Raw genomic sequence first — 21,775 nt, 5'->3', positions numbered from 1 at the left:
TGTCATTTTGGAATCTCCCTTAGTTTTTATTAGTAAATAAGATGCGTTTGCCCTGTCATAGCTAGCGCATAGTAGTTTGAGGGATTTACGGGATTTACGTTCTGTTGTTTTCTGAGAGTGATAAAAAAGGGCTACTCTTTCAAGCTAATTACCTTCTTTTTCTTCAGCCATATTCCCAACAACCCAGCAATTGCTATTCCTCCAATACTTGATGGCTCAGGCACAGCGAGAGGTTCTACACTCACATTATCCAAGTATAAAAAACCATAACTAGCTCTACCACCCAACTTTAACTCTGTAGATGATTGTGTCGCCAAAAAATTTAAGTCATATTGTGTGAAAGGACTTCCAGCAACATTTATAGTATTTATTTTATCAAAAACTTTATTTCCATCGACAAATGCCTGAAATATGTTGTCAACTTGACTGCTATCTTCGTCTGTTCCTAAAAAGAAACTGAGATTATAGTTACTACCAATAGTTGTAGCCAAATTCTGGGATATATAAGCAGGATTTACAAATGAACCAATCGATAAACCTTGATTACCACTATCACGCTGAGGAAAATTGTTAATTCTAATCCCTGATGTATCTATCGGATCGCCAGATTTAATCCAGTCTGTAACATTAGGATTTGTAACGTTGGGATTGTTAGGATCTACGAGTGGGTCGAGTTCAAAGCTTCCATTTCTAACAAGTTCTGCCGCTTGTGCTGATGTATTACAAGTATTGGTAATCACAGCAGTGCTAATTAACGTAGTGGTAAAACTAAAAACAATAATTGAGAGTTTTTTAGTTAACTTCATGAAACTTGACTCCAAAAAATTACAATTTACGACAGTTAAAACAAGTTGATAGTTACATCTATGCTGGCTCTAATTGGTGTCAATAAAAATAAACACTTTATTCAGGTTGATAAAAGTTAGCTATTCACCATAGATAATCTCTCCATAAATCGATGATGAAGTTTTTTAATCAGATGAATTTAAGTGGCATTCTCAACACTATAGAGCCAGATATCACTTGGGATTTTAAGAGGGTGATGGTTACGCTCTGTGGCTTATTAACTCCCAGGAGAATCACTCACATACAGAGTTTTGCCCTTGTTGATCTGTAGATTTGAAACTCACATCATCCAAATATAAAAATGCATACTTGACTCTGGAAGCAAACCTGATCTCGGTGGATGTTTCTTTGGCTTGAAAATAAAATGTGTATTGTGTGTAGGGTTGGTGAGAAGTATTTGTTTTCGTACAAACCGGCTTTTCACGGATAAAAGCCTGAAATTTATTATCCAGATCGGGTGCTTCCTCTGTGGATCCTAAATAGAAAGTAAGTCGGTAGTATTGATTAACGACTGTAGGGACATTCTGTGATATGTAGCTCAAGTCTGAAAATCCACCAAGGGATAAACCTTGATTCCCAGTGTTAGCAAAATTGTCAATCCTAGTACCTGATGTATCTATCGGATCGCCATTTTTAGTCCATCCTGTAATATTAGGATTTGTAGCATTGGAATTATTCGGATCTACAAGAGAATCGTTTTCAAATCCCCCGTTGGTAATCAGTTCTGCTCCATCTGCTTGTGCTGCTGACTTATAAGTATTGGTAATCACAGCAGCATTAAGGAGAGCAGTAGTCAAACTACAAAAAATAATTGAGAGTTTTTTATTGAACTTCACAAGACATAACTCCAAATAGTTCAAAATTCACGACAGCGAGTACTTGATCGATTTACTTTGTGGTGATTAAGGCAAGATAAACCCGTAAGTATTTTTAAAGATATTCTGGGCAGTAGTACCACTTAAGTAGGTAGAAAAACTCTGTGCTGTCGATAAAACTGTAGTGTTGGCGAGTATGCCCAGTGGATAGACAATCGGATCGCTCTCTGTTGTTAGGGCCGTTTCTACGACTCTTACCTTGGTAGAAATTGCAGCATCAGTTTTGTAAACGGCACCTGCATCAATAGTTTTACTTACGCCGCCAACTACAAGAGTTTTATTTTCAACAGCAGTTAAGACGTTACGTACATTGCTAGCAAGGTATGTTTTAGGACTAACAGTAGTGAAAATACCTCGGCTAGTCAGAACTTGTTTAGCATAATTTCCTGCTGGTACAACTGGTGGAGTCCCTGTGTAATCACCTATGGCAATACCAGTAATGTTGGCGTTAGTCAAACCATTGAAGCTAGTCAGAGCAGCACTACCAGCACTAACAGGAGGTGTTGTAGGAGCGATCAAAACTAAACGGTTTTTGACAATGTTTTTACGGCTACCTGAAACCAATTTACTTGGAGTTGCATTCTGCAAGACATCCATTTGGTCGGTGGCAGCAGAAATGAAAATATCTGCTACTGCTCCTCCTTGTATTTGGCTAAGTAAAGTACCAGAAGCACCAAAGGTATAAACAATGCTGACGCTTGGGTTAGCACTTTGGTACTGAGTCTTAATGTCATTCATCGCGTTTGTTAAGCTGGAAGCTGCAAACACTCTAAGTGTGGTTGTGGAGTTTGCTGGCGATAAATTGACAAACTGGAAGCCTATTACCAGCATCATGCTGGTAACTGCCGTAGCAATCCAAGCGATAAGTCTTCTTCTGTTCATGAAAGTTATAGTTTAAGATGAAATCCCATCACTCGTATATATCGATACCTGGAAACAAAAAACCAAGCCGGAATTACCCAAAGCGTTTCCGACGATGGAAATTGACGATTTTCCAGTAAGTTTACTTAAACAGAGAGTAAAAAGGATAGAATGATGAAATTGTACCATTAAAGTAGGTATGTACCAAATTATTTGGTATATATCTGAAAAAAGTAAATTATCTATTGTTTTCAGTAATAATTCCGGATTTAGAATAATTAAATAATCAGCAGAATATTTCGGAGATCAATATAACAATCATTCTAAATTTCTTCTATACTCTGAATTTATAACTCCTGGGTACTGAATTTTTGCCTTTTCCAATAGTGGCAAACAATGGCTATTCTTTCTAGGTGTAACCTCTGAAAAAAGTGACCAGCCTTATCCTTGAAAGACGCAAGCTCGAAGATCCAAAAAAGTTGCTACTATATCATTCGTGCCTCGTATTTACCCAAGGTAAGTAGATATAGAAAACAAGGCTGGTCAGTTTTTTTACTCTAATGCACTAGCTAATTACCTTCTTTTTATTCAGCCAAATTCCTAGTAATCCTGCAATTGCTACTCCTCCAATAGCTGATGGCTCAGGCACAGATTTTACGCTGACATTATCCAATGACTCAGACACAGATTTTACGCTGACATCATCTAAGTATAAGAATGCGTGTTTATCGACAGATCCAAACTTTAACTCTGTGGATAATGTGTCTGCCGTGAAATTGAATTTGTATGGTGTGTATGGTTGAAAAGAAATATTTTTTTGATCGAAAATACTTTTTCCACCGACAAATGTTTGAAATTGATTATCAAGATCAGGAGCCTCATCTGTAGATGCTAAATAGTAACTAAGTTCGTATTTTTGACCAGGTTGTGTAGAAAGCGTCTGTGATATGTAGCTCAGGTCTATAAATCCACCAAGTGATAAGCCCTGATTACCATTGTGAGGAAAATTACTCATTCTAGGTGGATTTAACGGATCATCACCAGACAGAGTCCATCCTGTAGTATTAGGATTTGTAAGGTTGGGATCTTTAGGATCTACAAGAGGGTCGAGTTCAAAGCCTCCGTTTCTAACAAGTTCTGCCGCTTGTGCTGCTGTATTATAAGTATTGAGAATCACAGCAGTCTGAAGGAAGGTAGTACTAGCACTAAAAACAATAATTGAGAGTTTTTTAGTTAACTTCATGAAAATTGACTCCAAATTATTTCAAATTCCAACAATTAAAACTAGTTGATAGTTACATTTATGCTGACTCTAATTAGTCTCAATAAAACTAAACACTTTATCTTAGTTTAGAAGAGTTAGCTTTATTAAACTCTGTAGATAAGCAAGAGACGCAAAATTTTGCGTCTCTATAAGCCGAAAATTATCACTAACAAACCTTAACTGAACTGTATTGACTCATAGGTGAGTTCGCACTTAAGTCTAATTATTGGCATGGTAGTATTCTCGACACTATAAAGTCAGACATGGCTTAGGCTTATAAGAGAATCCGAATTAGCTTGTCATCTGTGGTTTATTCATCTTCATGATCTACCCCTGGATTTCCATAATTTTCTCCTTGATATTAAGGTATAGCTTTAACACTCACATCATCCAAATATAAAAACGCAAACTTGGCTTTGAAACCAAACATTATCTCTGTGGATGATGTTTTTGCTTTAAAATCTAACGTGTATTGCGTGTATCCTTGAAAAGCAATATCCTTTTTAACATCAACCTTCTTTCCACCTATAAAAACCTGAAATTTATTATTCAGGTCAGGTGCCTCCTCTGTTGATGCTAAATAGTAAGTAAGTTGGTAGTGTTGACCACGAACTGTAGGAATAGTTTGTGCTAAATAGCTAATGTCTGAAAAGTTACCAGATGATAAACCCTGGTTCCCAGTGTTAGGAAAGTTGCTAATTCTAATAACTGATGTATCTATCGAATCGCCAGACTTAACCCATCCTGTAATATTAGGATTTGTCAGGGTGGGATCGTTAGGATCTAGCAGAGGATCAGTTTCAAATCCTCCGTTGGTAATCAACTCTTGTCCTTCCGCTTGTGCTGTTGACTTATAAGTATTGGTAATCACAGCAATCTGAAGGAAGGTAGTGGTCAAAGTACAAACAATAATTGAGAGTTTTTTACTAAACTTCACAAGACATTACTCCAAATAGTTCAAAATTGACAACAACGAGTACTTAATTGATTTATTTTGTAGTGATTAAGGCGCCTGGAATTTATAATTTCTCAAAACAGTCTGAGCGCTAGAACCACTTAAGTAAGTAGAAAAACTCTGTGCCGTTGATAGAACTGTAGTTCTGGTGAGTATACCCAATGGATAGACAATCGGATCACTCTCTGAGGGTCTGGCAGTTTCTACGACTTTTACTTTGTTAGAAATAGCAGCATCAGTTGTGTAAACAAAACCTGCGTCAATAGTTTTATTTACACCGCTAACGACAATAGTTTTATTTTCAACAGCAGTTAAGACGGCACGTACATTGGCAGCACGGTATAATTTGGGACTAACAGTATTGAAAATACCTCGGGTAGTGAGAACTTGTTTGGCATAATCTCCTGCTGGTACAACTGGAGGAGTACCTGTGTAGTCACCTATAGCAATGCCAGTAATGTTGGCGTTGGTCAAACCATTGATGCTAGTGAGAGCAGCACTACCAGCACTAATAGGAGGTGTCGTAGGTTTAATCAAAACTAGACTGTTTTTGGCAATGTTTTTACGGCTACCTGCTACTATTTTGCTTGGGCTTGAATTCTGCAAGACATCTATTTGGTCAGTGGCGGCAGAAATGAAAATATCTGCTGGAGCTCCTGCTTGTATTTGACTAAGCAAAGTACCAGAAGCACCAAATGTATAATTAACAGTGACAGTTGGATTAGCTTGTTGGTATTGAGTCTTAATGGTATTCAGCGCGTTTGTTAAGCTGATAGCCGCATACACGTTAAGTGTGGTTGCAGATTGTGCTGGTGAGAAATTGACAAACTGCCAGCCTATTACTAGCATCATGCTGGTAACTGCCGTAGCCATCCAAGCGATAAGTTTTCTTCTGTTCATAAAATTCATAGTTTGGGAAAAATATTACCTAAAAGTCTCATTGTTGACATACCTGACTTACGCACAGGCAAATGAAAAACCAGCCACAGAGATGGCAGAGGATATGGATAAATGGGAGTTAGAGAGGGCTTTAGCGCAAGTCCTACGCATAATAAATTCTTGGAAACAAACGACCAATCACAGTTGCTAAAAGCATTAGCAGTATAATGAGCCGTTTATTATTTCCAAGTAGAATTACACAAACAGTGGGTGAAATGTATTTAGTGATGAAATAATATCAGCTAAATATGCACACTACCAACATTTTTGGTTATCAAACCCTGACAAAAAGCTAGGGCAAGCGCATACAAATCCTAAAAAAACCCTGAATTCCTGAACTTAGCATCAATTACGCTATAAAATTACCAGATAATTCCTAAATATCTAAAACCCTATTAATACCAACAAAATACTTTAAATTATCTATTTGGCTGACTTTTTTGGTAAAAGAAGCGCTGCATTGATACTAGTGAACAGCGATCGCTCCTACTACTGTGTAGAAAAAGGAGCGATGCCTGCGCCGATAAACTACGTATCCAGCAACTCCTCCGCCTGGACGATGTACATATAATTCTTTATTTGTATAAAAATATATACAACCTTTGATCATATCAATAAAAAAAAATATTTAACATACGTCTAATGATAGATAGATATTATCAAACGAATAGTTTAGATTTGTAACAAGTTACACAGAACTAAATAAAACACATGGCCAACATAATTGACACTGCCACTAACAATGGTTCTTTCAAGACACTAGTTGCAGCAATCCAAGCAGCTGGTCTAGTAGATACACTCAAAGGTCCTGGGCCATTCACCGTCTTCGCACCTACTGACGAAGCGTTTAACAAGCTTCCAGCAGGTACAGTAGACGCATTACTGAAAGATACTGCAAAGCTCAAGAAAATCTTGACCTACCATGTTGTTTCAGGCAAGGTACTGGCTGCTGATGTAGTTAAGCTGAAGACAGCTAAAACAGTTGAAGGTTCAGATGTAAAAATTGACGCTTCTAATGGTGTTAAGATTAATGATGCAACAGTTGCAACAGCAGATGTTGCTGCTGATAACGGTGTCATCCACGTCATTGACACAGTTTTGATTCCTGCATAAGCAAGCTTCAGAATAGCGAATGCTATTTTTGGGGCGGCGACTACCTATAGTCGTTTCTTCATTACAGTTTGGTTGAATGTTTTTTAGTAAACATCAACTGCCAACAAATCCATCTAGATCGTGTCTAGATGGATTTATTGTTTTATGTATGTAGAGACGTTGCGATTGCTAGTCTCTCTTAATTTAGATGTAATCAAATTTTTAGTTTTGCCAAACCCAAATAACGGATACCTTCGGGGGAAATGTCAAAACGGCAAGGTAAGACTTCTAAACCGAGAGCGATCGCATCCCGTAATAATTTACCATATACAGGATCTGTGCGATCGCCAGGGGAGAACTCGATACAATCACTACGATTAATAAAGTAAAGCATCACTGCACGAGTTAGAGGTAGCAGCGCCATTAATTCTCGCAAGTGTTTTTGTCCTCTTGTAGTCTCGGTGTCGGGAAATAAGGCTAGTTTCCCCTCAGACAAAGTTGTATTTTTCACTTCTAAATAAATCGGGCGTTCCTCATCACTCCCCGTCAATAAAAAATCCACTCTACTTTTTTTATCTAGCCCATAAACCACCTCGCCCTTGATTTGGCTATAGTCGCCCAATTCTGGAAAAAGGTGTTTCGCCAAAGCCAGCTTTACCACCCGATTGGGTAAAAAAGTATTTATGCCTACCCAAGTCGGCTCGTTGTCATATACCTGAATTAGTTCTAAAGTGTAAGCCAATTTGCGGTTAAGATTATCGCTTTTGGAAAGCTGTACTGCACTTTCAGGAGTCGAGACTCCAGTCATTGGCCCTGTATTGGGACAGTGTGCTGTCACTATCTCGCCAGAAGTAAGTTGAACGTCAGCAAAAAAGCGCTTGTAACGCTTGAGTAAAATACCGGGGTACAAAGGTGGGTAACGGTAAAGCCAATCTATCATTATGGAACCTTGTTGCTGCTAGTAAATATACGTCGATTCCTTACTCACCGAACCCCTATCAGCAAATCTTTTCGACGGCTACTCCGCCCTGCGACAGAATTTAAGTAACTTTATATATCATGAAGTGTCAATTTTTGTAGTTAAATTGACAACATATTAACAAAAAGTAGCATATACTAAGTGTTATCAGCCTCCCATAAAAAATCCGGGAGAATTTCAACATGCAAGGAGGTAAATCCTATGCAAAAAGTGTGGACATCAACGGAATTAGAATATGCTTTTCTGTTTACTCTAAGAAAGGTAAATTCGATCAGTCCAGAAGGTTTCAAGCCATTTTTTAGTAATATGCCTATTGATTCTTACATCAAAGGCAATTATCGTTCCAGAAGATTATCTCGGTTCACAGTTTCTGGAAATCAGTTAATCAAATTACCTCATGGCTACCTCTTTCAAAGCAAAGAGTATAATCCATTAGTCGGTGATATAAAAAGAGAGTTTGCAGAATTAGATGATGCACTCATAGAACTTGATATTTTTAGAAATCTTGTCATAGCATTTAGTGATTCTTGTAAACTTCATCCAGAAGCAGAAATCGGAGTTCATCAAATTAGAACTATTTGTTCGGCAGATAATTTGGGTAATCCAGCACCTGAAGGTATCCATCAAGATGGTACTGATTTTATTGGCATATTTTCAGTAGATAGAGATAATATTCAAGGTGGAGAAACACATTTGTATACTGCCAAAAAAGAAAAACCTGTGTTTAGTAAAGTTCTAAATCCGGGTGAACTCTTATTGGTAAACGATCATGATTTTTTCCACTTTACCACTCCTATCAAACCACAGATTGACGCTCAGGGAAGTAGAGATGTTTTTGTGCTAACTTCTCCCAGCTTGCTTTCAGAATAATTCTAGTTAACTGTAAATATTTTACAATCTACGAGATATGGGGAATTGAATGTAGTCATTTCCCCTGCTTTTTTATTTGGAATCGGAAATAACCGGGCTGATAGTGGTTTATTCAACTTGATGGCTAAAGTTGCCATATCAATTAATAAAGCTGTAATTTTTTCTATCGTTATATCACCTGGAATCGGAACTGTATCTAATCCACAGCCACAAACTGCTGAATATAATAATAAAGTTGTAATATCATAGGTTTGCTCATTAGCTCTGGTAGCTAGTCCAACATCTTCACAAACCGGAAGCATCAGTCCAGAGTAACCACAGATTTTTACTGATACATTTTTTAATACACGAGTCAGCATCCCAGAAATTGCGAGAGTTCCTGAATGCCCAAACTTACCACTCATCAATTTTTCATAAGTAAAAGCAATACTATTTTCTTTATCCAAAGATGGAGCTAGAGATGTATCAATTCCTTTATATGCAATGGCGAATTTATCAGAGATATTTTCAGCAATAACTACGATTTTGTTTAATTCTACTTCTAAAAGTAATTGCAGATTTTTCTCTGCTGTGGGAATATTATTAGCTTGTGAAAATGCTTGCATTACCAAGTCACCTAATTCTAACCCTATAGCAAAAGATGTATCGCCTATATGGTAGGCAGTAGGGAAAAATGGGATATCTGGCTGGCAGTTTGCCCATGCACAAAAACGAAAGTTCCCATAACCATTTTCACTTTCTTGGGAAATGCGTTTAATGGCTTTGGCAGATGCCCTGGCATTCTCAAAAATTATGCCAGTTTCTCTGTCGCCAATTTTGCTAGAGCAATAAATAATCGATGTATTATTGTTGATATCTGGAATTATCTCTATAGTTTCGGGTTTGCTAGCATAACCAATATTAAAAAAGCTGATATTCCAACTTTGGCAAAGTTGTTCTAAAATTTGAAATTCATTGATAATTTCGCTTTTAGACAAGCCTTGCAGATATTCTTCCCAGCTATTAGTGGCAATTCTAGTTGTTTGTACTTCATATCCTTGTTTTTCAAACAAAATCTGCGCTTGCTGATTAAACTCAGCAGCTTGCTTAATTTTTTCCTGCTCTTGTAGAGATTGAAGTGATATACCTGTTGTAATAGTTCTAATTTTCATTGATATAACTGATTATTGATATTTGTACTAAATCTAACTAGAAAATCTGGATGTGTACAATGTTCCATTGGGTGAATTCCATTTATCAAAAGCCCCGCTGGATACTTAGAATATTAAGGGTGAGTAGATAGGTTAGGCTATGAAGCAAGCCTGCTGGAATTCAACTAACTCAATCAACCAAACAAATGCCATGAATGACGAATTCTACAATAGAGGATTGGAAAAGGCTAGGCGAAAAGACTACGCTGGAGCAATTGAGGAATTTAACCATGTTTTACAACTGACGCCTTACTTTACCGAAGCTTACTTGCAACGGGGTTTGGCACATTATGACTCAGGAGCAATCCTTAAGGCTGTTTCAGATTATACCGAAGCCCTGAAGCTTAATTCTGAGAGTGTAGAGGCATATTATTGTCGTGCATTGGCAAGGGTAGCGCTGAAAAATCTGCCAGGAGCGCTGGATGATGTGGAACGTGCTATTCGTCTGAATCTCAATTATGCTGCTGCTTATAATCTGCGGGGGATGGTGCGGCGCAAACAGGGTTATATTCAAGATGCGATCGCTAATTTTAAAAAGGCTGCACAATTATATCTAGAGCAACAAGATAAAGAGAATTGTCGCCTGTGTTTGGAACGAATTAAACAGCTACAACCCCCTGAAAAACCTGCCCTTCAGGAATCGCGTCCCATTAATGCGCCAATTTTATCCACCAAAGATTATTTCACGCAATTGTTAGAAAAGGCTGAAAAGGGAGATACCCAAGAGGCACTCGCTGATTTAAACTGGGTATTAAAAGCCGATCCGCAAGATGCCCAAGCTTACTGCTGTCGTGGGGTTGTGCGTTGTAAAATGGGAAATTATCGAGAAGCGATCGCAGATTTTAATCAAGCATTGCGACTAAATTTTCAAGATGCCATTGTCTATCGTAATCGAGGTAAAGCACGTTCTGTATTGGGAGATCATCAAGGAGCGATCGCGGATCTTAACCAAGCACTCCAGATACAACCTGAAGATGCCTTAGTCTATATTGCCAGAGGTAATGCCTATCGGGCAACAGGCAATTATCTTGGTGCAATTCAAGATTACACCCAAGCGCTGCAAATCAATCCCGATGATGCTCAAGCTTACTACAATCGTGGCATTGCCTATACTTGCTTAGAAGAAATACAAAACGCCGTGGAAGATTATCAACGGGCGGCGAGTATCTTTTGTGAACAAGAAGATTGGGGAAATTATCAACAAGTTTTAAGTAGCCTAGAAAAAATCCAGAAATTTAGTCCAGAGTCAAAAAGGCAAAAATATAACCTACTACGTCAGCGACTTTTGCGAATGGTTGGAGGATATTGGGAAATTGCCGAACGATTGATTAAGCAAAAGCAAGATTACTATCCTGGGATGTCAGACGATTGGTATTTGCAAAAAGTAATTGATGATTTAGAACGCGATCGCGGTAGATAAAATATAAATGCTACTACACATGTAAATTCACCCGTACACTAATTATCCGGGTGAAAATGCGATCAATTAATTATTATATTAAACGCACCCTATATTAACAAAGTTTTTAAGTTTAGTTAGAAGTGCGAGTTTGACGGCGACGACGCAATCCAAACATACTAACTGCTCCTACAGCAAACATTGACACAGTAACAGATGGTTCCGGAACGCTAGCACCAACTAACTCTCTAACATTTGCCTCGCCGATATCAAGAACGACGACAACATCATTAAAATCACGGTCAGAACCTTCGTTCCACTTACCTGTTGCAGAATCTATCCCAGAAGCGTGTAAACCTCCGTATAAATCCTCGAATGCTAGGAGGATGTAGTTATTGTAAGCATAAGCAACGGCGTGCTGTAGTCCGTCAGCATTAGAGGCAGTTTTAGTACCAAAAATATTGGCAGAGTTGCCACGGTTTAAACCATCAGCTCTCAACCAGAAGTCGAGTTGAGTACCTGCGGTAACATTACCAATATTGACGCCATCACCCAGTTTTAGTGCATTACCACCCCAGTCACCACTAACACATCCACCTCCTTGACAAGAAATATCATTAAAAAGCAGCCCAGACTTGTTAGTAGTTCCTGTGGCATCGAAGGCTAACTGGTTTCTATAACCTGCGCCCTCATTGATAAAGTAAACAGAAACATCGTGATCGTATTTTAGGTTTAATTTAGTGGGGTCTAATTTAAATTGTCCGCTGTTTGGGAGGGCAACGCTTTCAGCTTGGACAAATTGTTGAAAAGGAGCGTCGTTAAAATCAGTTTGAGACTTATTATATACCGTTGATTGAGCCCACGAATCATTCCAATTAAAATCAGCAGCAGATGCAGTTTCTACTTTGGAAATTAATCCTGTCAAAGTAGCTGTAGCGGCAATTAAAGCAGCGAACAAATTAGGTTTCATATCAAGAGTCATTAGTAGGGAAAATAATTCAGATAATGCTATCGTTAGCAGCTATCTGTATTTTGTAGTTCCTTACTTCTAACAGCTATTATTCTGCGAAGTCAATCGATAGCTCCGCTTTTTTTGCTATATTTAAATAGCTCTTTATTTAAAGTAAGTTCACTGAAAAATACTTTTTTTAGATCGGTCAATGCACTGTTATTAGTACTTGGTATTTAAACTGATATATGATAAAGGCTTGATGAAAGATTTCTACTTCTTATGAAAAGAAGATGTGCAATTACTATAGTATAGAAGCTAAAAGCTTAATCTATAGGAATTTTCATTTGAATGAGGTAGATAAGTATGGGTGCGCTGTCATGCGTGTTAACTTAAGCCTTGGCGAAGGTAATTGGCGGCTATACAAACAGATTTTATCTCCGTACTTACGTTGAGAAACCTAGTAGTCTATCAAGTCAACGAAACCTGGTTAAATAAGTTTGTAGTCAAGACTGGAGTCCTTGTCTGAAGCACTTCACAGCTTACTACGTACCATGCTTTTCTTGACTTGATGAGCTAGCAGTAGTCTGTTAACATCCACTGGGGTATCGTCAGAATCTGTAAGTTCTGCCGAGGATGAGAGACAATCTAGGGGTTGTACTTTAAGATGACAGTTCTTGCTTGGACTTAATGAATATATATTTAAGGTTAAAATAATCAAGCTTTTCCAGAGCTACATTCCCCCTCTCACAGATAAAATTTATATATGAACGCTACACAAGAAAAACTAAAAGAGCAAGTTCAGCAGGCTTTAGTCGCAGCTTTTGGCGCTGACTTAGCTGGAGTAGATCCAATTTTGGTTCCTGCTAGCAATCCTAAATTTGGCGATTATCAGGCGAATGTGGCTTTATCCCTGAGTAAAAAGTTAGGAAAGCAACCAAGAGCGATCGCAGGTGCGATCGTTGAGAAACTAGATGTATCCGAAATCTGTGAACCGCCGGAAATCGCTGGGCCAGGATTTATCAATCTCAAACTGAAAACAGCATACTTAGAAGCACAACTCAATGGGATTCAAGCTGATCCCAGACTAGGAGTTCCAGCCGCAAAAACGCCGAAGCGGGAAATTGTCGATTTTTCCAGTCCGAATATTGCCAAAGAAATGCACGTCGGACACTTGCGTTCGACGATTATTGGTGATTCTATCGCCCGAATTTTAGAATTTCAAGGACATGATGTACTGCGGTTAAATCATGTAGGTGATTGGGGTACGCAGTTTGGGATGTTAATTACTCATCTTCGTGAATCTGATTCTGAAAATAATTCCTTTTGGAATAGTCTATATTATGAGGAGAACAATCAACCGGGTTTCATTAACTCTCCCTCTATAAATATAGGAGACTTGGTTCAGTTTTACAGAGAAGCTAAGAAAAAATTTGATGAAGATGCTGATTTTCGAGAAAGATCACGTAAAGCAGTAGTAGAACTACAATCTAATGAGTTATCAGCAAAACACGCTTGGTTTTTTCTTTGTGAAGCTTCTCGAAAAGAGTTTCAAGTAATTTATAAGTTGCTGGATATCAAGTTAGATGAACGGGGTGAATCTTTCTACAACCCCTTACTACCTGGGGTTGTAAAAGATTTAGAAAAATCTGGGTTACTGGTAGAAAATCAGGGAGCGAAATGTGTTTTTCTGGAAGGGTTTACAAATAGAGAAGGTGAACCCTTACCTTTAATTGTGCAGAAATCAGATGGCGGCTATAACTATGCCACAACAGATTTAGCATCCCTGCGCTACCGAATTCAGCAGGATCAAGCAAAACGCATAATTTATGTAACCGATGCTGGACAAGGAAACCACTTTGCCCAATTTTTCCAAGTGGCACGCAAAGCCGGATGGATACCCGATGATGTGGAATTAGTGCATGTTCCCTTTGGGTTGGTGTTAGGAGAAGATGGTAAGAAATTCAAAACTCGTTCTGGAGATACTGTGCGGTTACGGGATTTATTAGATGAAGCTGTTTCTCGTGCCCATACTGACCTAAAAACTAGATTAGAAAAAGAAGAACGTCAAGAAACTGAAGAATTTATTAATGAAGTTGCTAGGGTAGTTGGAATCAGCGCAGTTAAATATGCAGACTTAAGCCAAAATCGCACCAGTAACTACATCTTTAGCTACGACAAAATGCTGGATCTCAAAGGTAATACTGCACCGTATATGCTCTATGTTTATGCGCGGATTTATGGGATTAGCCGCAAGGGTGATATTAACTTTAAAGAGTTGGGAAATAATGCTGTTTTGTTACAGCATGAAACAGAATTAGCGCTAGCAAAATATTTACTTCAACTGGATGAAGTTATTAGTAGTGTAGAGCAAGACTTGCTGCCCAATCGTTTATGTGAGTATTTGTTTGAACTGAGTCAGAAGTTTAACCAATTCTACGATCGCTGTCCCATACTACAAGCGGAGGAACCGCAGCGAACATCCCGCTTGGTTTTATGTGATTTGACTGCTAGAACCCTGAAGTTGGGACTATCTTTGTTAGGAATTCAGGTATTAGAAAGAATGTAAAAATCATCTAGATGATATTTTTTAACGCATAGGCATTTGGCCTTACCGTAGGTTAGGTACACAGAGTAAAAGTTAGTTAAAAGTGATTTTTTTGTGTCCTTGGCGGTTTGTTAAGAAGTAATCAAGCTGTAATTTTTCCATGCCATTTATAAAAATCTTTGCAACAAATTAATTGGCTGTAAAGGCAATACGGTTCGGTTAAAAACATTTGTAGGTTGAGTTGAACAAACGTGAATAGCGTCCCGTAGGTAAGTGAAACCCAACAAACCCTGCAACATGTTGGGTTTCCTTTCTCAAACCAAACTACACAGTTTTATTTTTGGGCGAAGGAGAGTTTTGAATTATAGGTAATTCGTTTTTCATCTATTTGAAGAACAATCCCTGCTAGGGTAGCATAGCTGGGCTACCCGACAACATAGTTTAATTATCTGAAAATTACTACAAGCGAATTTGATAAGTAGGTATATAAAAATCGTAAATTATTTTTTAAAAAAATTCATTAGTCTTGTCTGGTGCGTTACGTTATCGCTAATACACCCTACGTGTATTTAAAAAAATCAATAGGATTGCTATATATATATCTAATTAAATGTAAGATAAAACTTTTGTTTATATTGAGCAATTTATGCGTCTATATAAGGTTATTAAGGGCTAAATTTGCTTACCATGATCCTTGATTGAATTAAGCCCTTATACTTATTAGTGCGTGAAATTTTGTGAGTTCTTTAATCTCCTATTTTTGCAAAACTTTTGACTACAAAAATCAGAAATTCTGTTTTTGTTGTAAAACATTAGTTGTCAATACTTTTATCAAATACCCAAAAGTATCTAACTGTACATATTGGCTATAATAAATAATTTCACTAACTAGCAATCTGTGAGCGCATAACCTATGACTATTAAAGGTTATAAGGATAATGCTCTATTAAATAGATAAATAATTTGAGATTTGGCAAATTAATTAGTGAGATGTATGTTATGGTTTTTATAGGAATCAAACAAGTAAAAGCACAAAAAGACTTCAAGACAAGTTTGAGGCAAGCTCAATTAAGTTTTTTTGCTCTGCTAAGTCCACTTCAATTAGCTACATCTTTTTTTAACGAAAATCTAAAACTAGATTGAGTAGGATAGTAGCCTTTGTAACAACTTGAAGTCAATCAAAATTTATCTGGGTATGAGCCAATAAGAGTTGGCTAACCTAGCTAGAGCATTATCCGCTAAAGGCAATTACTCTTGGAGTCTGGGAAGAAAGACTCTTAGTACAGCCTGACAAATCAATAGGAATACAGAATATTTACTAACTTAGTCTTGCGGGAGTAAACATTTTCAACCGCTAACTAAGTTGAAGCATTTGCTGACTTTTGGAACGAAAACTTCAAGCAGAATGGTGTTGTTCCATAATTTCCAGGAATTTAACCATACTGTCAAAAGTCACGAAGATATTATCTCAGCCAGAGGTTCAGGGGTTGCCTGTGCAAGTATTATATTACTGCATCTGTAGCTACCACTTTTAGGCTGGAATTTATCCTACTGCATCAATCACGAAACGAGACGCACTATAGATGTTCTTGGTGACTTGAGTTCAGCAAAATCAGAAAAGTTGTAGTGACCATTTAAGAGTGGATTGCAATTTGGTTGGTTGTGTGGTTCAAGGAACAAATCTGCGTTCATTTGAATTCCTGCTGCAACCACTCTTGAGGCTTGAGCAACCATTTGGAATTCGTTACAGCAGCTGATAATGCTGAAGTCATAGTTTCAAAGGCTTTGTTATTAGGAAATAGAGATTTCTCTATCCCTTAAGCTATCGCTTCGTGGGTAAATATCTTCTGATTTTAACTGTTTTGTCAGGGTGCGATGTCTAGCAATAAGTTGCTACGCATATACGCCAACAGGCTCTACTTCCCTATAGCGCCAAGGGTGAATATTTCACATCTAGCTTTCGACTCATCAACTAAATTATTCTAGGAAAACACAACCATGACTGACCCAAAGATTAGACAAATAGCTTTCTATGGTAAAGGCGGTATTGGTAAATCTACCACTTCTCAAAACACCCTAGCAGCTATGGCTGAAATGGGTCAACGCATTCTGATTGTTGGTTGCGATCCTAAAGCTGACTCTACCCGTTTGATGCTACACAGTAAAGCTCAAACAAGTGTTCTGCAATTGGCTGCTGAACGCGGCGCTGTAGAAGATATTGAACTCGAAGAAGTAATGCTTACTGGTTTTCGCGATGTACGTTGTGTGGAGTCTGGTGGCCCTGAACCTGGTGTGGGTTGCGCTGGTCGTGGTATTATCACCGCTATCAACTTCTTAGAAGAAAACGGTGCTTACAAAGACGTTGATTTTGTAAGTTACGACGTTTTGGGTGACGTTGTATGCGGTGGTTTCGCTATGCCTATCCGTGAAGGTAAAGCCCAAGAAATCTACATCGTTACCTCTGGTGAAATGATGGCGATGTATGCTGCTAACAACATTGCTCGTGGTGTTCTCAAATATGCTCACACAGGCGGTGTGCGCTTGGGTGGTTTGATTTGTAACAGCCGTAACGTTGACCGAGAAATCGACTTAATCGAAACCTTGGCAAAACGTTTGAATACCCAAATGATTCACTACGTACCTCGTGACAATATTGTACAACACGCAGAATTGCGCCGGATGACTGTTAACGAGTACGCACCTGACAGCACTCAAAGTAACGAATATCGGACATTGGCTCAAAAGATCATTGACAACAAGAACCTTACTATCCCCACCCCCATTGAGATGGAAGAGTTAGAAGATTTGTTGATTGAATTCGGTATTCTTGAAAGCGAAGAAAATGCTGCAATGCTGGTTGGCAAAACTGCTACTGAAGCACCTGTTTAAAGTATTGCTAAGTAAATAATGGTTTAGGGTGGGCAGCAGCCCACCCTTTTCCCAATTTTTGCATTTCTTTGTTTGAATCTTTAATAGGAATATATAGCGATCGCTCTTTTGTATGCAATATACTCTTACCTCTCTCCTAAAATATCATTTATAAAATAAATTAAGTTTTTTATCACGGTTTTTTTTGAGTATATTTAATTATACTTAGAGTGTCATAAATTACTTAACTATATTGTAGTATATTATTTATTTACTTTAAAAATAAGGTGTAATACCAGCACGCACCCCATCCCCAACAAGATCCCGATACCTGCGGTGGCAAGCTACGCAAAACAAAACCGCCCTAACCTTTGTGCGTAACCGTCATCATCCTCGTGACTAGCACTCTTGTTTTGTACAAATCCCGTCACCTACCTAATTGAAAACTTCTTTGCCAAACTCAAGCAGTATCGAGGGATTGCAACCTGCTGTGATAAACGTGCTACCAACTTTCTGGGTGCAATTTCTCTGGCAGCTTCTATTATTTGGCTCAATTGATGACACGCCCTAAAGTATTGAGCGTTTTGAATCCCCTGAATACTTTAGAGTAAATAGAATATACGTATACAAACTATTCACAACCGTAAAATCAAAGGTGGAGGCTAAACGTTGGCAGAATTCCAAGCACAACCTCTGGCTTTGTCAGGCTCTCAAAAAAATTGGGTCTTACTTGGTGTCGGACTTGGGGTATTTATGTCTACCCTAGATGTGGGCATCATTAATGTTGCTTTGCCTACATTGGTGCAAGCCTTTGACACCAGTTTCCCTACGACCCAATGGGCTGTATTGAGTTACCAGTTAGTCAGTTCCGGTTTAGTTTTGGGGGCAACGCGCTTGGGGGATATGTGGGGGAAGAAGTCCTTATATCAGGGGGGACTTGTTCTGTTCACTTTCAGTTCGCTGTTGTGTGGTTTTGCCCCTAGTATTGAGTGGTTGATCGGCTTTCGGGCACTTCAAGGACTAGGTGCTGTATTCATCTCTGGACTTGGTTTGGCAATCATTACAGAAGTTTTTCCCTCTTCCGAACGAGGTCGGGCTGTTGGCGTCATCGGTAGTGTAGTGTCACTGGGAATTGCTTTTGGCCCTTCTGCTGGCGGACTGCTCTTAAGCTGGTCAGGCTGGCATAGTATATTCTTCATCAATGTACCTCTGGGGATCATAGCTAGTTTCTTAGTAGCGAGAGTGGTACCACCTTCTGTACGTATTCAGGGCAAACAGAAATTTGACTTTTTGGGAGCCATATTGGCTTTATTGACTCTGGGTAGTTTTGGGCTGGGTATGACGCTAGGGCAAAGCCAGGGTTTTAGCAGTACTAATGCATTGGTCTTATTAGCGATCGCTACTGTAAGTTTCATGACTTTTTTGGTAATTGAAGCGGTTATAGAGCAGCCACTACTAGAGCTAAAGCTGTTTCGCAATCTTCAGTTGAGTATGGGTTTGCTGAGTGGCTGGCTAGCCTTTACTGTCATCGGCGGTTCGCTACTCATCGTCCCTTTCTTTCTAGAGAGGGTCAAGCAATATCCGACGGTAAAAGTGGGGCTATTACTAGCAGTGTCACCTGTACTTAGTGGGTTAATTGCCCCACTAGCTGGAACACTTTCAGACTGCCTTGGGGCTCGACTGATCAGTTCAATTGGATTGGGGTTGATGATTGGTGGCTGTCTGGGGATTAGCACCTTTGATGCTCAAATTACTGAGCTAGGCTATGTCTCGCGCTATTTTATTTACGGCATTGGATTGGGTTTATTCCAATCACCCAACAACAGCACTGTTATGGGAGCAGTACCGAGAGAGCGGCTAGGAATTGCTTCTGGGCTGCTGTCTTTGTCACGGACTTCAGGGAACACGGTAGGAGTTTCTCTAATCGGGGCAGTATTTGGAGCGTTAATCGCTAGTATGTCTGCGGGTGCAGATGTCTCTGTTGCCCCTCCTGATGCGATCGTTGCGGGGTTCCAAGGAACTTTCCGCTTTGCAGCTCTAATACTGTGTGGGGCAGCAGTTGCATCCGTTTTGAGGATCAGTAAAAGGCGGGGGATAGGGGGAGCAGGGGAGGATTGAAAGAGGCAGCCTGCTGCCTTCCTCGATCAATGCCCAATACCCAATTATCAATCACTAAGGAGTTAGATAAATGACAGGTAAATTAGAAGGAAAAGTAGCAATTATCACTGGGGCTTCAGCGGGAATTGGAGAAGCAACAGCGATCGCCTTAGCTTCAGTTGGGGCAACAGTAGTACTCGCTGCTAGGCGTGGCGATCGCATTCAGGCATTGACGGAACGCATCGAAGCTAGTGGTGGTAAGGCATTGCCCATTGTCACCGACGTGACTGATGAAACCCAAGTAAATAACTTGGTGGCAAAGGCAAATGCAGAATTGGGAAGGGTCGATATCCTCGTCAACAATGCAGGGATTGCCTTACTCGGCACGATTGAAGCTGGAAATAGCTCAGACTGGCGGCGATCGTTTGACCTCAATGTACTAGGACTGCTATATGCTACTCATGCTGTTTTGCCTCTGTTGAAGGCGCAAAAATCGGGACATATAGTCAATATCTCCTCAGTGGCTGGCCGGACAGCGCGGGCGGGCGTCGGTGTTTACAATGCTACCAAATGGGGTGTCAATGCCCTTTCGGAAGCATTGCGTCAAGAAGTTCACAAGGACAATATCCGCGTTACCATTATTGAACCAGGTTTGGTGGATACGGAAATTGACAACCAAATTACCGATCCCGTTGCCAAAGAACGGATTCAAGAACGACGCAAGTCAATTCAACCTCTGCAAAGCGAAGACATTGCAGCTGCAATCATTTACGCCGTCACCCAACCGTCGCGCGTTAATGTCAACGAAATCCTCATCCGACCAACGGGACAAGAACACTAAAGCTAAAGGGCAGGCTTAACAGGCTTGCCCTTTTTGAGATAGATAGTGTAAGAAAAAGCACATATAGAGCGGAAAATCTTTAACCCAATTCCAAACAATTCAGAAGTACTGAGTGCTGAGTTAACGTATAGATAAATCTAGGGGATTGGGGTCTAAATCCCATCCAGGCGTTGCTGAGTCAAGGGATGATTCTTGTAGGGTGGGCGACACGAGAGCCCTGAAATACAAGGGACGGGCAAGATGCCCATCCCACAAAACTAGCAAAATCATCCCGCAAATATGCAACGCCCCCATCCAAATCTTAAAGGAGTTTCTTGCCCAGTCAAGAGTAATACAGTAGTTAATTTATCTTAAAGTTATAGTTAAATTACTGAAAATTTATAGAAAAGGAAATAGTCTACATTATGTCACTCAGTCGTAGCGACCTCGAAGCCGGAAATGAACAGACGAGACTATTAGAAGCATCACACTCTGGAATCAAGCTAACTACCCTGAGTGAAGATGAATTGCAGCGATCGCTCGATGAAACACTACAACAACAACCACCAAATTCTGATATCTGGATATTTGCCTACGGTTCGCTGATTTGGAATCCCTTAATTAAATCCGTCGAGCGTCGTGCTGGGATCATTCATGGTTGGCATCGGCGCTTTTGTACATGGATGATCCTCGGTCGCGGTACTCCAGATAGTCCCGGATTACTCTTAGGACTCGATCGGGGCGGTAGCTGTCGTGGCGTTATGTATCGCATTGCTGCTGCTGATGTCCCATCTGAATTACTGCTGATTTGGCGACGAGAGATGTTAGCTGGTGTCTATATTGCTCGTTGGGTGAAGGTATTTGATGGTAGGCAGGAATTCCCAGCGATCGCCTTTGTTGCCAATCGTCAACATCCCAGGTACGCTCATCAGATACCATTAACAACCACTGTTAATAGCATTGCCACCGCATCGGGAAAATTGGGTTCCTGCGCTGATTATCTGATGAAAACTGTTGAGGGATTGATGGCAGCAGGCATTAAAGATAGACAATTACTCTTGTTACGCAAACAAGTGTTGGCAAAACAACAAGCGCTTTTAGTTAGTGGCGATCGCTCTACTTTAGTGCCTATTTACGGGCAACAGCCATGATGTGAGCGCTCATCCCCAATATAGAACCCATTTGATATCTTTTTTAGCTAGCTAGCAGCTAGTCTTTTGAGC

Annotated in this window: 18 protein-coding genes and 1 pseudogene; 9 read left to right on the top strand and 10 right to left on the bottom strand. The window is 39.5% G+C overall.

From position 1 onward, the window contains the following. Window positions 1-131: 131 nt before the first annotated feature. From HWQ44_RS18230 to HWQ44_RS18200, 7 genes are all read right to left on the bottom strand, one after another. The gene (locus HWQ44_RS18230) at window positions 132-806 is read right to left on the bottom strand and encodes a PEP-CTERM sorting domain-containing protein (protein ID WP_292721246.1); all 675 of its coding nucleotides are present in this window, start codon (window positions 804-806) and stop codon (window positions 132-134) included. A 273-nt stretch (window positions 807-1,079) separates the two neighbouring features. Then, window positions 1,080-1,643, bottom strand: coding sequence for a DUF642 domain-containing protein (locus HWQ44_RS18225; RefSeq protein WP_292721243.1), 564 nt, complete (start codon window positions 1,641-1,643; stop codon window positions 1,080-1,082). A 105-nt stretch (window positions 1,644-1,748) separates the two neighbouring features. Continuing rightward, the gene (modA, locus tag HWQ44_RS18220) at window positions 1,749-2,603 is read right to left on the bottom strand and encodes a molybdate ABC transporter substrate-binding protein (protein ID WP_292721241.1); all 855 of its coding nucleotides are present in this window, start codon (window positions 2,601-2,603) and stop codon (window positions 1,749-1,751) included. A gap of 544 nt (window positions 2,604-3,147) precedes the next feature. Further along, window positions 3,148-3,825 carry a PEP-CTERM sorting domain-containing protein gene (locus HWQ44_RS18215; protein ID WP_292721239.1) on the bottom strand — a complete coding sequence of 226 codons (678 nt, stop codon included), beginning with the start codon at window positions 3,823-3,825 and terminating at the stop codon, window positions 3,148-3,150. Window positions 3,826-4,207: 382 nt separating this feature from the next. Next, on the bottom strand, window positions 4,208-4,783 hold the full coding sequence (locus tag HWQ44_RS18210; protein WP_292721237.1) for a DUF642 domain-containing protein: 576 nt from the start codon (window positions 4,781-4,783) through the stop codon (window positions 4,208-4,210). Window positions 4,784-4,849: 66 nt separating this feature from the next. Next, window positions 4,850-5,701 carry a molybdate ABC transporter substrate-binding protein gene (gene modA / locus HWQ44_RS18205; protein WP_292721234.1) on the bottom strand — a complete coding sequence of 284 codons (852 nt, stop codon included), beginning with the start codon at window positions 5,699-5,701 and terminating at the stop codon, window positions 4,850-4,852. Window positions 5,702-6,206: 505 nt separating this feature from the next. Continuing rightward, entirely contained in the window at window positions 6,207-6,350 is a 144-nt protein-coding gene (locus tag HWQ44_RS18200; protein WP_292721232.1) for a hypothetical protein, read from the bottom strand. Between the two features lie 101 nt (window positions 6,351-6,451). On the opposite strand from HWQ44_RS18200, the gene HWQ44_RS18195 reads away from it, so the two are divergent. Beyond that, window positions 6,452-6,853: a fasciclin domain-containing protein gene (locus HWQ44_RS18195; protein WP_292721229.1), complete on the top strand. Its 402-nt coding sequence runs from the start codon at window positions 6,452-6,454 to the stop codon at window positions 6,851-6,853. 193 nt (window positions 6,854-7,046) lie between these two features. Here HWQ44_RS18195 and sfsA read toward each other — a convergent pair whose 3' ends face one another. Further along, window positions 7,047-7,772, bottom strand: a complete 726-nt coding sequence (sfsA, locus tag HWQ44_RS18190; RefSeq protein ID WP_292721226.1) for a DNA/RNA nuclease SfsA — start codon at window positions 7,770-7,772, stop codon at window positions 7,047-7,049. Window positions 7,773-8,012: 240 nt separating this feature from the next. Here sfsA and HWQ44_RS18185 point away from each other — a divergent pair, with 240 nt between their 5' ends. After that, complete coding sequence (locus HWQ44_RS18185; RefSeq protein ID WP_292721223.1) at window positions 8,013-8,681, top strand: 2OG-Fe dioxygenase family protein; 669 nt, start codon at window positions 8,013-8,015, stop codon at window positions 8,679-8,681. A 2-nt stretch (window positions 8,682-8,683) separates the two neighbouring features. On the opposite strand, the gene HWQ44_RS18180 is transcribed toward HWQ44_RS18185, so the two are convergent. Next, on the bottom strand, window positions 8,684-9,832 hold the full coding sequence (locus HWQ44_RS18180; protein ID WP_292721221.1) for a DUF711 family protein: 1,149 nt from the start codon (window positions 9,830-9,832) through the stop codon (window positions 8,684-8,686). Window positions 9,833-10,022: 190 nt separating this feature from the next. Between HWQ44_RS18180 and HWQ44_RS18175 the strand changes: the two genes are divergently transcribed. Then, entirely contained in the window at window positions 10,023-11,291 is a 1,269-nt protein-coding gene (locus tag HWQ44_RS18175; protein WP_292721219.1) for a tetratricopeptide repeat protein, read from the top strand. 112 nt (window positions 11,292-11,403) lie between these two features. On the opposite strand, the gene HWQ44_RS18170 is transcribed toward HWQ44_RS18175, so the two are convergent. Continuing rightward, window positions 11,404-12,252: a DUF4114 domain-containing protein gene (locus tag HWQ44_RS18170; RefSeq protein WP_292721217.1), complete on the bottom strand. Its 849-nt coding sequence runs from the start codon at window positions 12,250-12,252 to the stop codon at window positions 11,404-11,406. Window positions 12,253-12,985: 733 nt separating this feature from the next. On the opposite strand from HWQ44_RS18170, the gene argS reads away from it, so the two are divergent. The 6 genes and pseudogenes from argS to HWQ44_RS18140 all read left to right on the top strand — a co-directional run bounded on the left by argS (window position 12,986) and on the right by HWQ44_RS18140 (window position 21,703). Beyond that, window positions 12,986-14,788, top strand: coding sequence for an arginine--tRNA ligase (gene argS, locus HWQ44_RS18165; protein ID WP_292721214.1), 1,803 nt, complete (start codon window positions 12,986-12,988; stop codon window positions 14,786-14,788). Window positions 14,789-16,765: 1,977 nt separating this feature from the next. Beyond that, entirely contained in the window at window positions 16,766-17,656 is an 891-nt protein-coding gene (gene nifH, locus HWQ44_RS18160) for a nitrogenase iron protein (protein WP_292721212.1), read from the top strand. A gap of 411 nt (window positions 17,657-18,067) precedes the next feature. Beyond that, window positions 18,068-18,193 (top strand): annotated as a pseudogene (locus tag HWQ44_RS18155) (IS5/IS1182 family transposase); the annotation flags it as partial. Between the two features lie 111 nt (window positions 18,194-18,304). Then, the gene (locus HWQ44_RS18150) at window positions 18,305-19,753 is read left to right on the top strand and encodes a DHA2 family efflux MFS transporter permease subunit (protein ID WP_292721210.1); all 1,449 of its coding nucleotides are present in this window, start codon (window positions 18,305-18,307) and stop codon (window positions 19,751-19,753) included. A gap of 70 nt (window positions 19,754-19,823) precedes the next feature. Further along, a complete protein-coding gene (locus HWQ44_RS18145) occupies window positions 19,824-20,573 on the top strand; it encodes an SDR family NAD(P)-dependent oxidoreductase (protein ID WP_292721207.1) in 750 nt (249 codons plus the stop codon). Window positions 20,574-20,977: 404 nt separating this feature from the next. Then, complete coding sequence (locus HWQ44_RS18140) at window positions 20,978-21,703, top strand: gamma-glutamylcyclotransferase (RefSeq protein ID WP_292721204.1); 726 nt, start codon at window positions 20,978-20,980, stop codon at window positions 21,701-21,703. The last annotated feature ends 72 nt before the right edge of the window (window positions 21,704-21,775 follow it).

Source organism: Nostoc sp. JL34, from assembly GCF_017114945.1.
Taxonomy (GTDB): Bacteria; Cyanobacteriota; Cyanobacteriia; order Cyanobacteriales; family Nostocaceae; genus Nostoc.
This window is presented reverse-complemented; position numbering and strand designations above follow the sequence as displayed.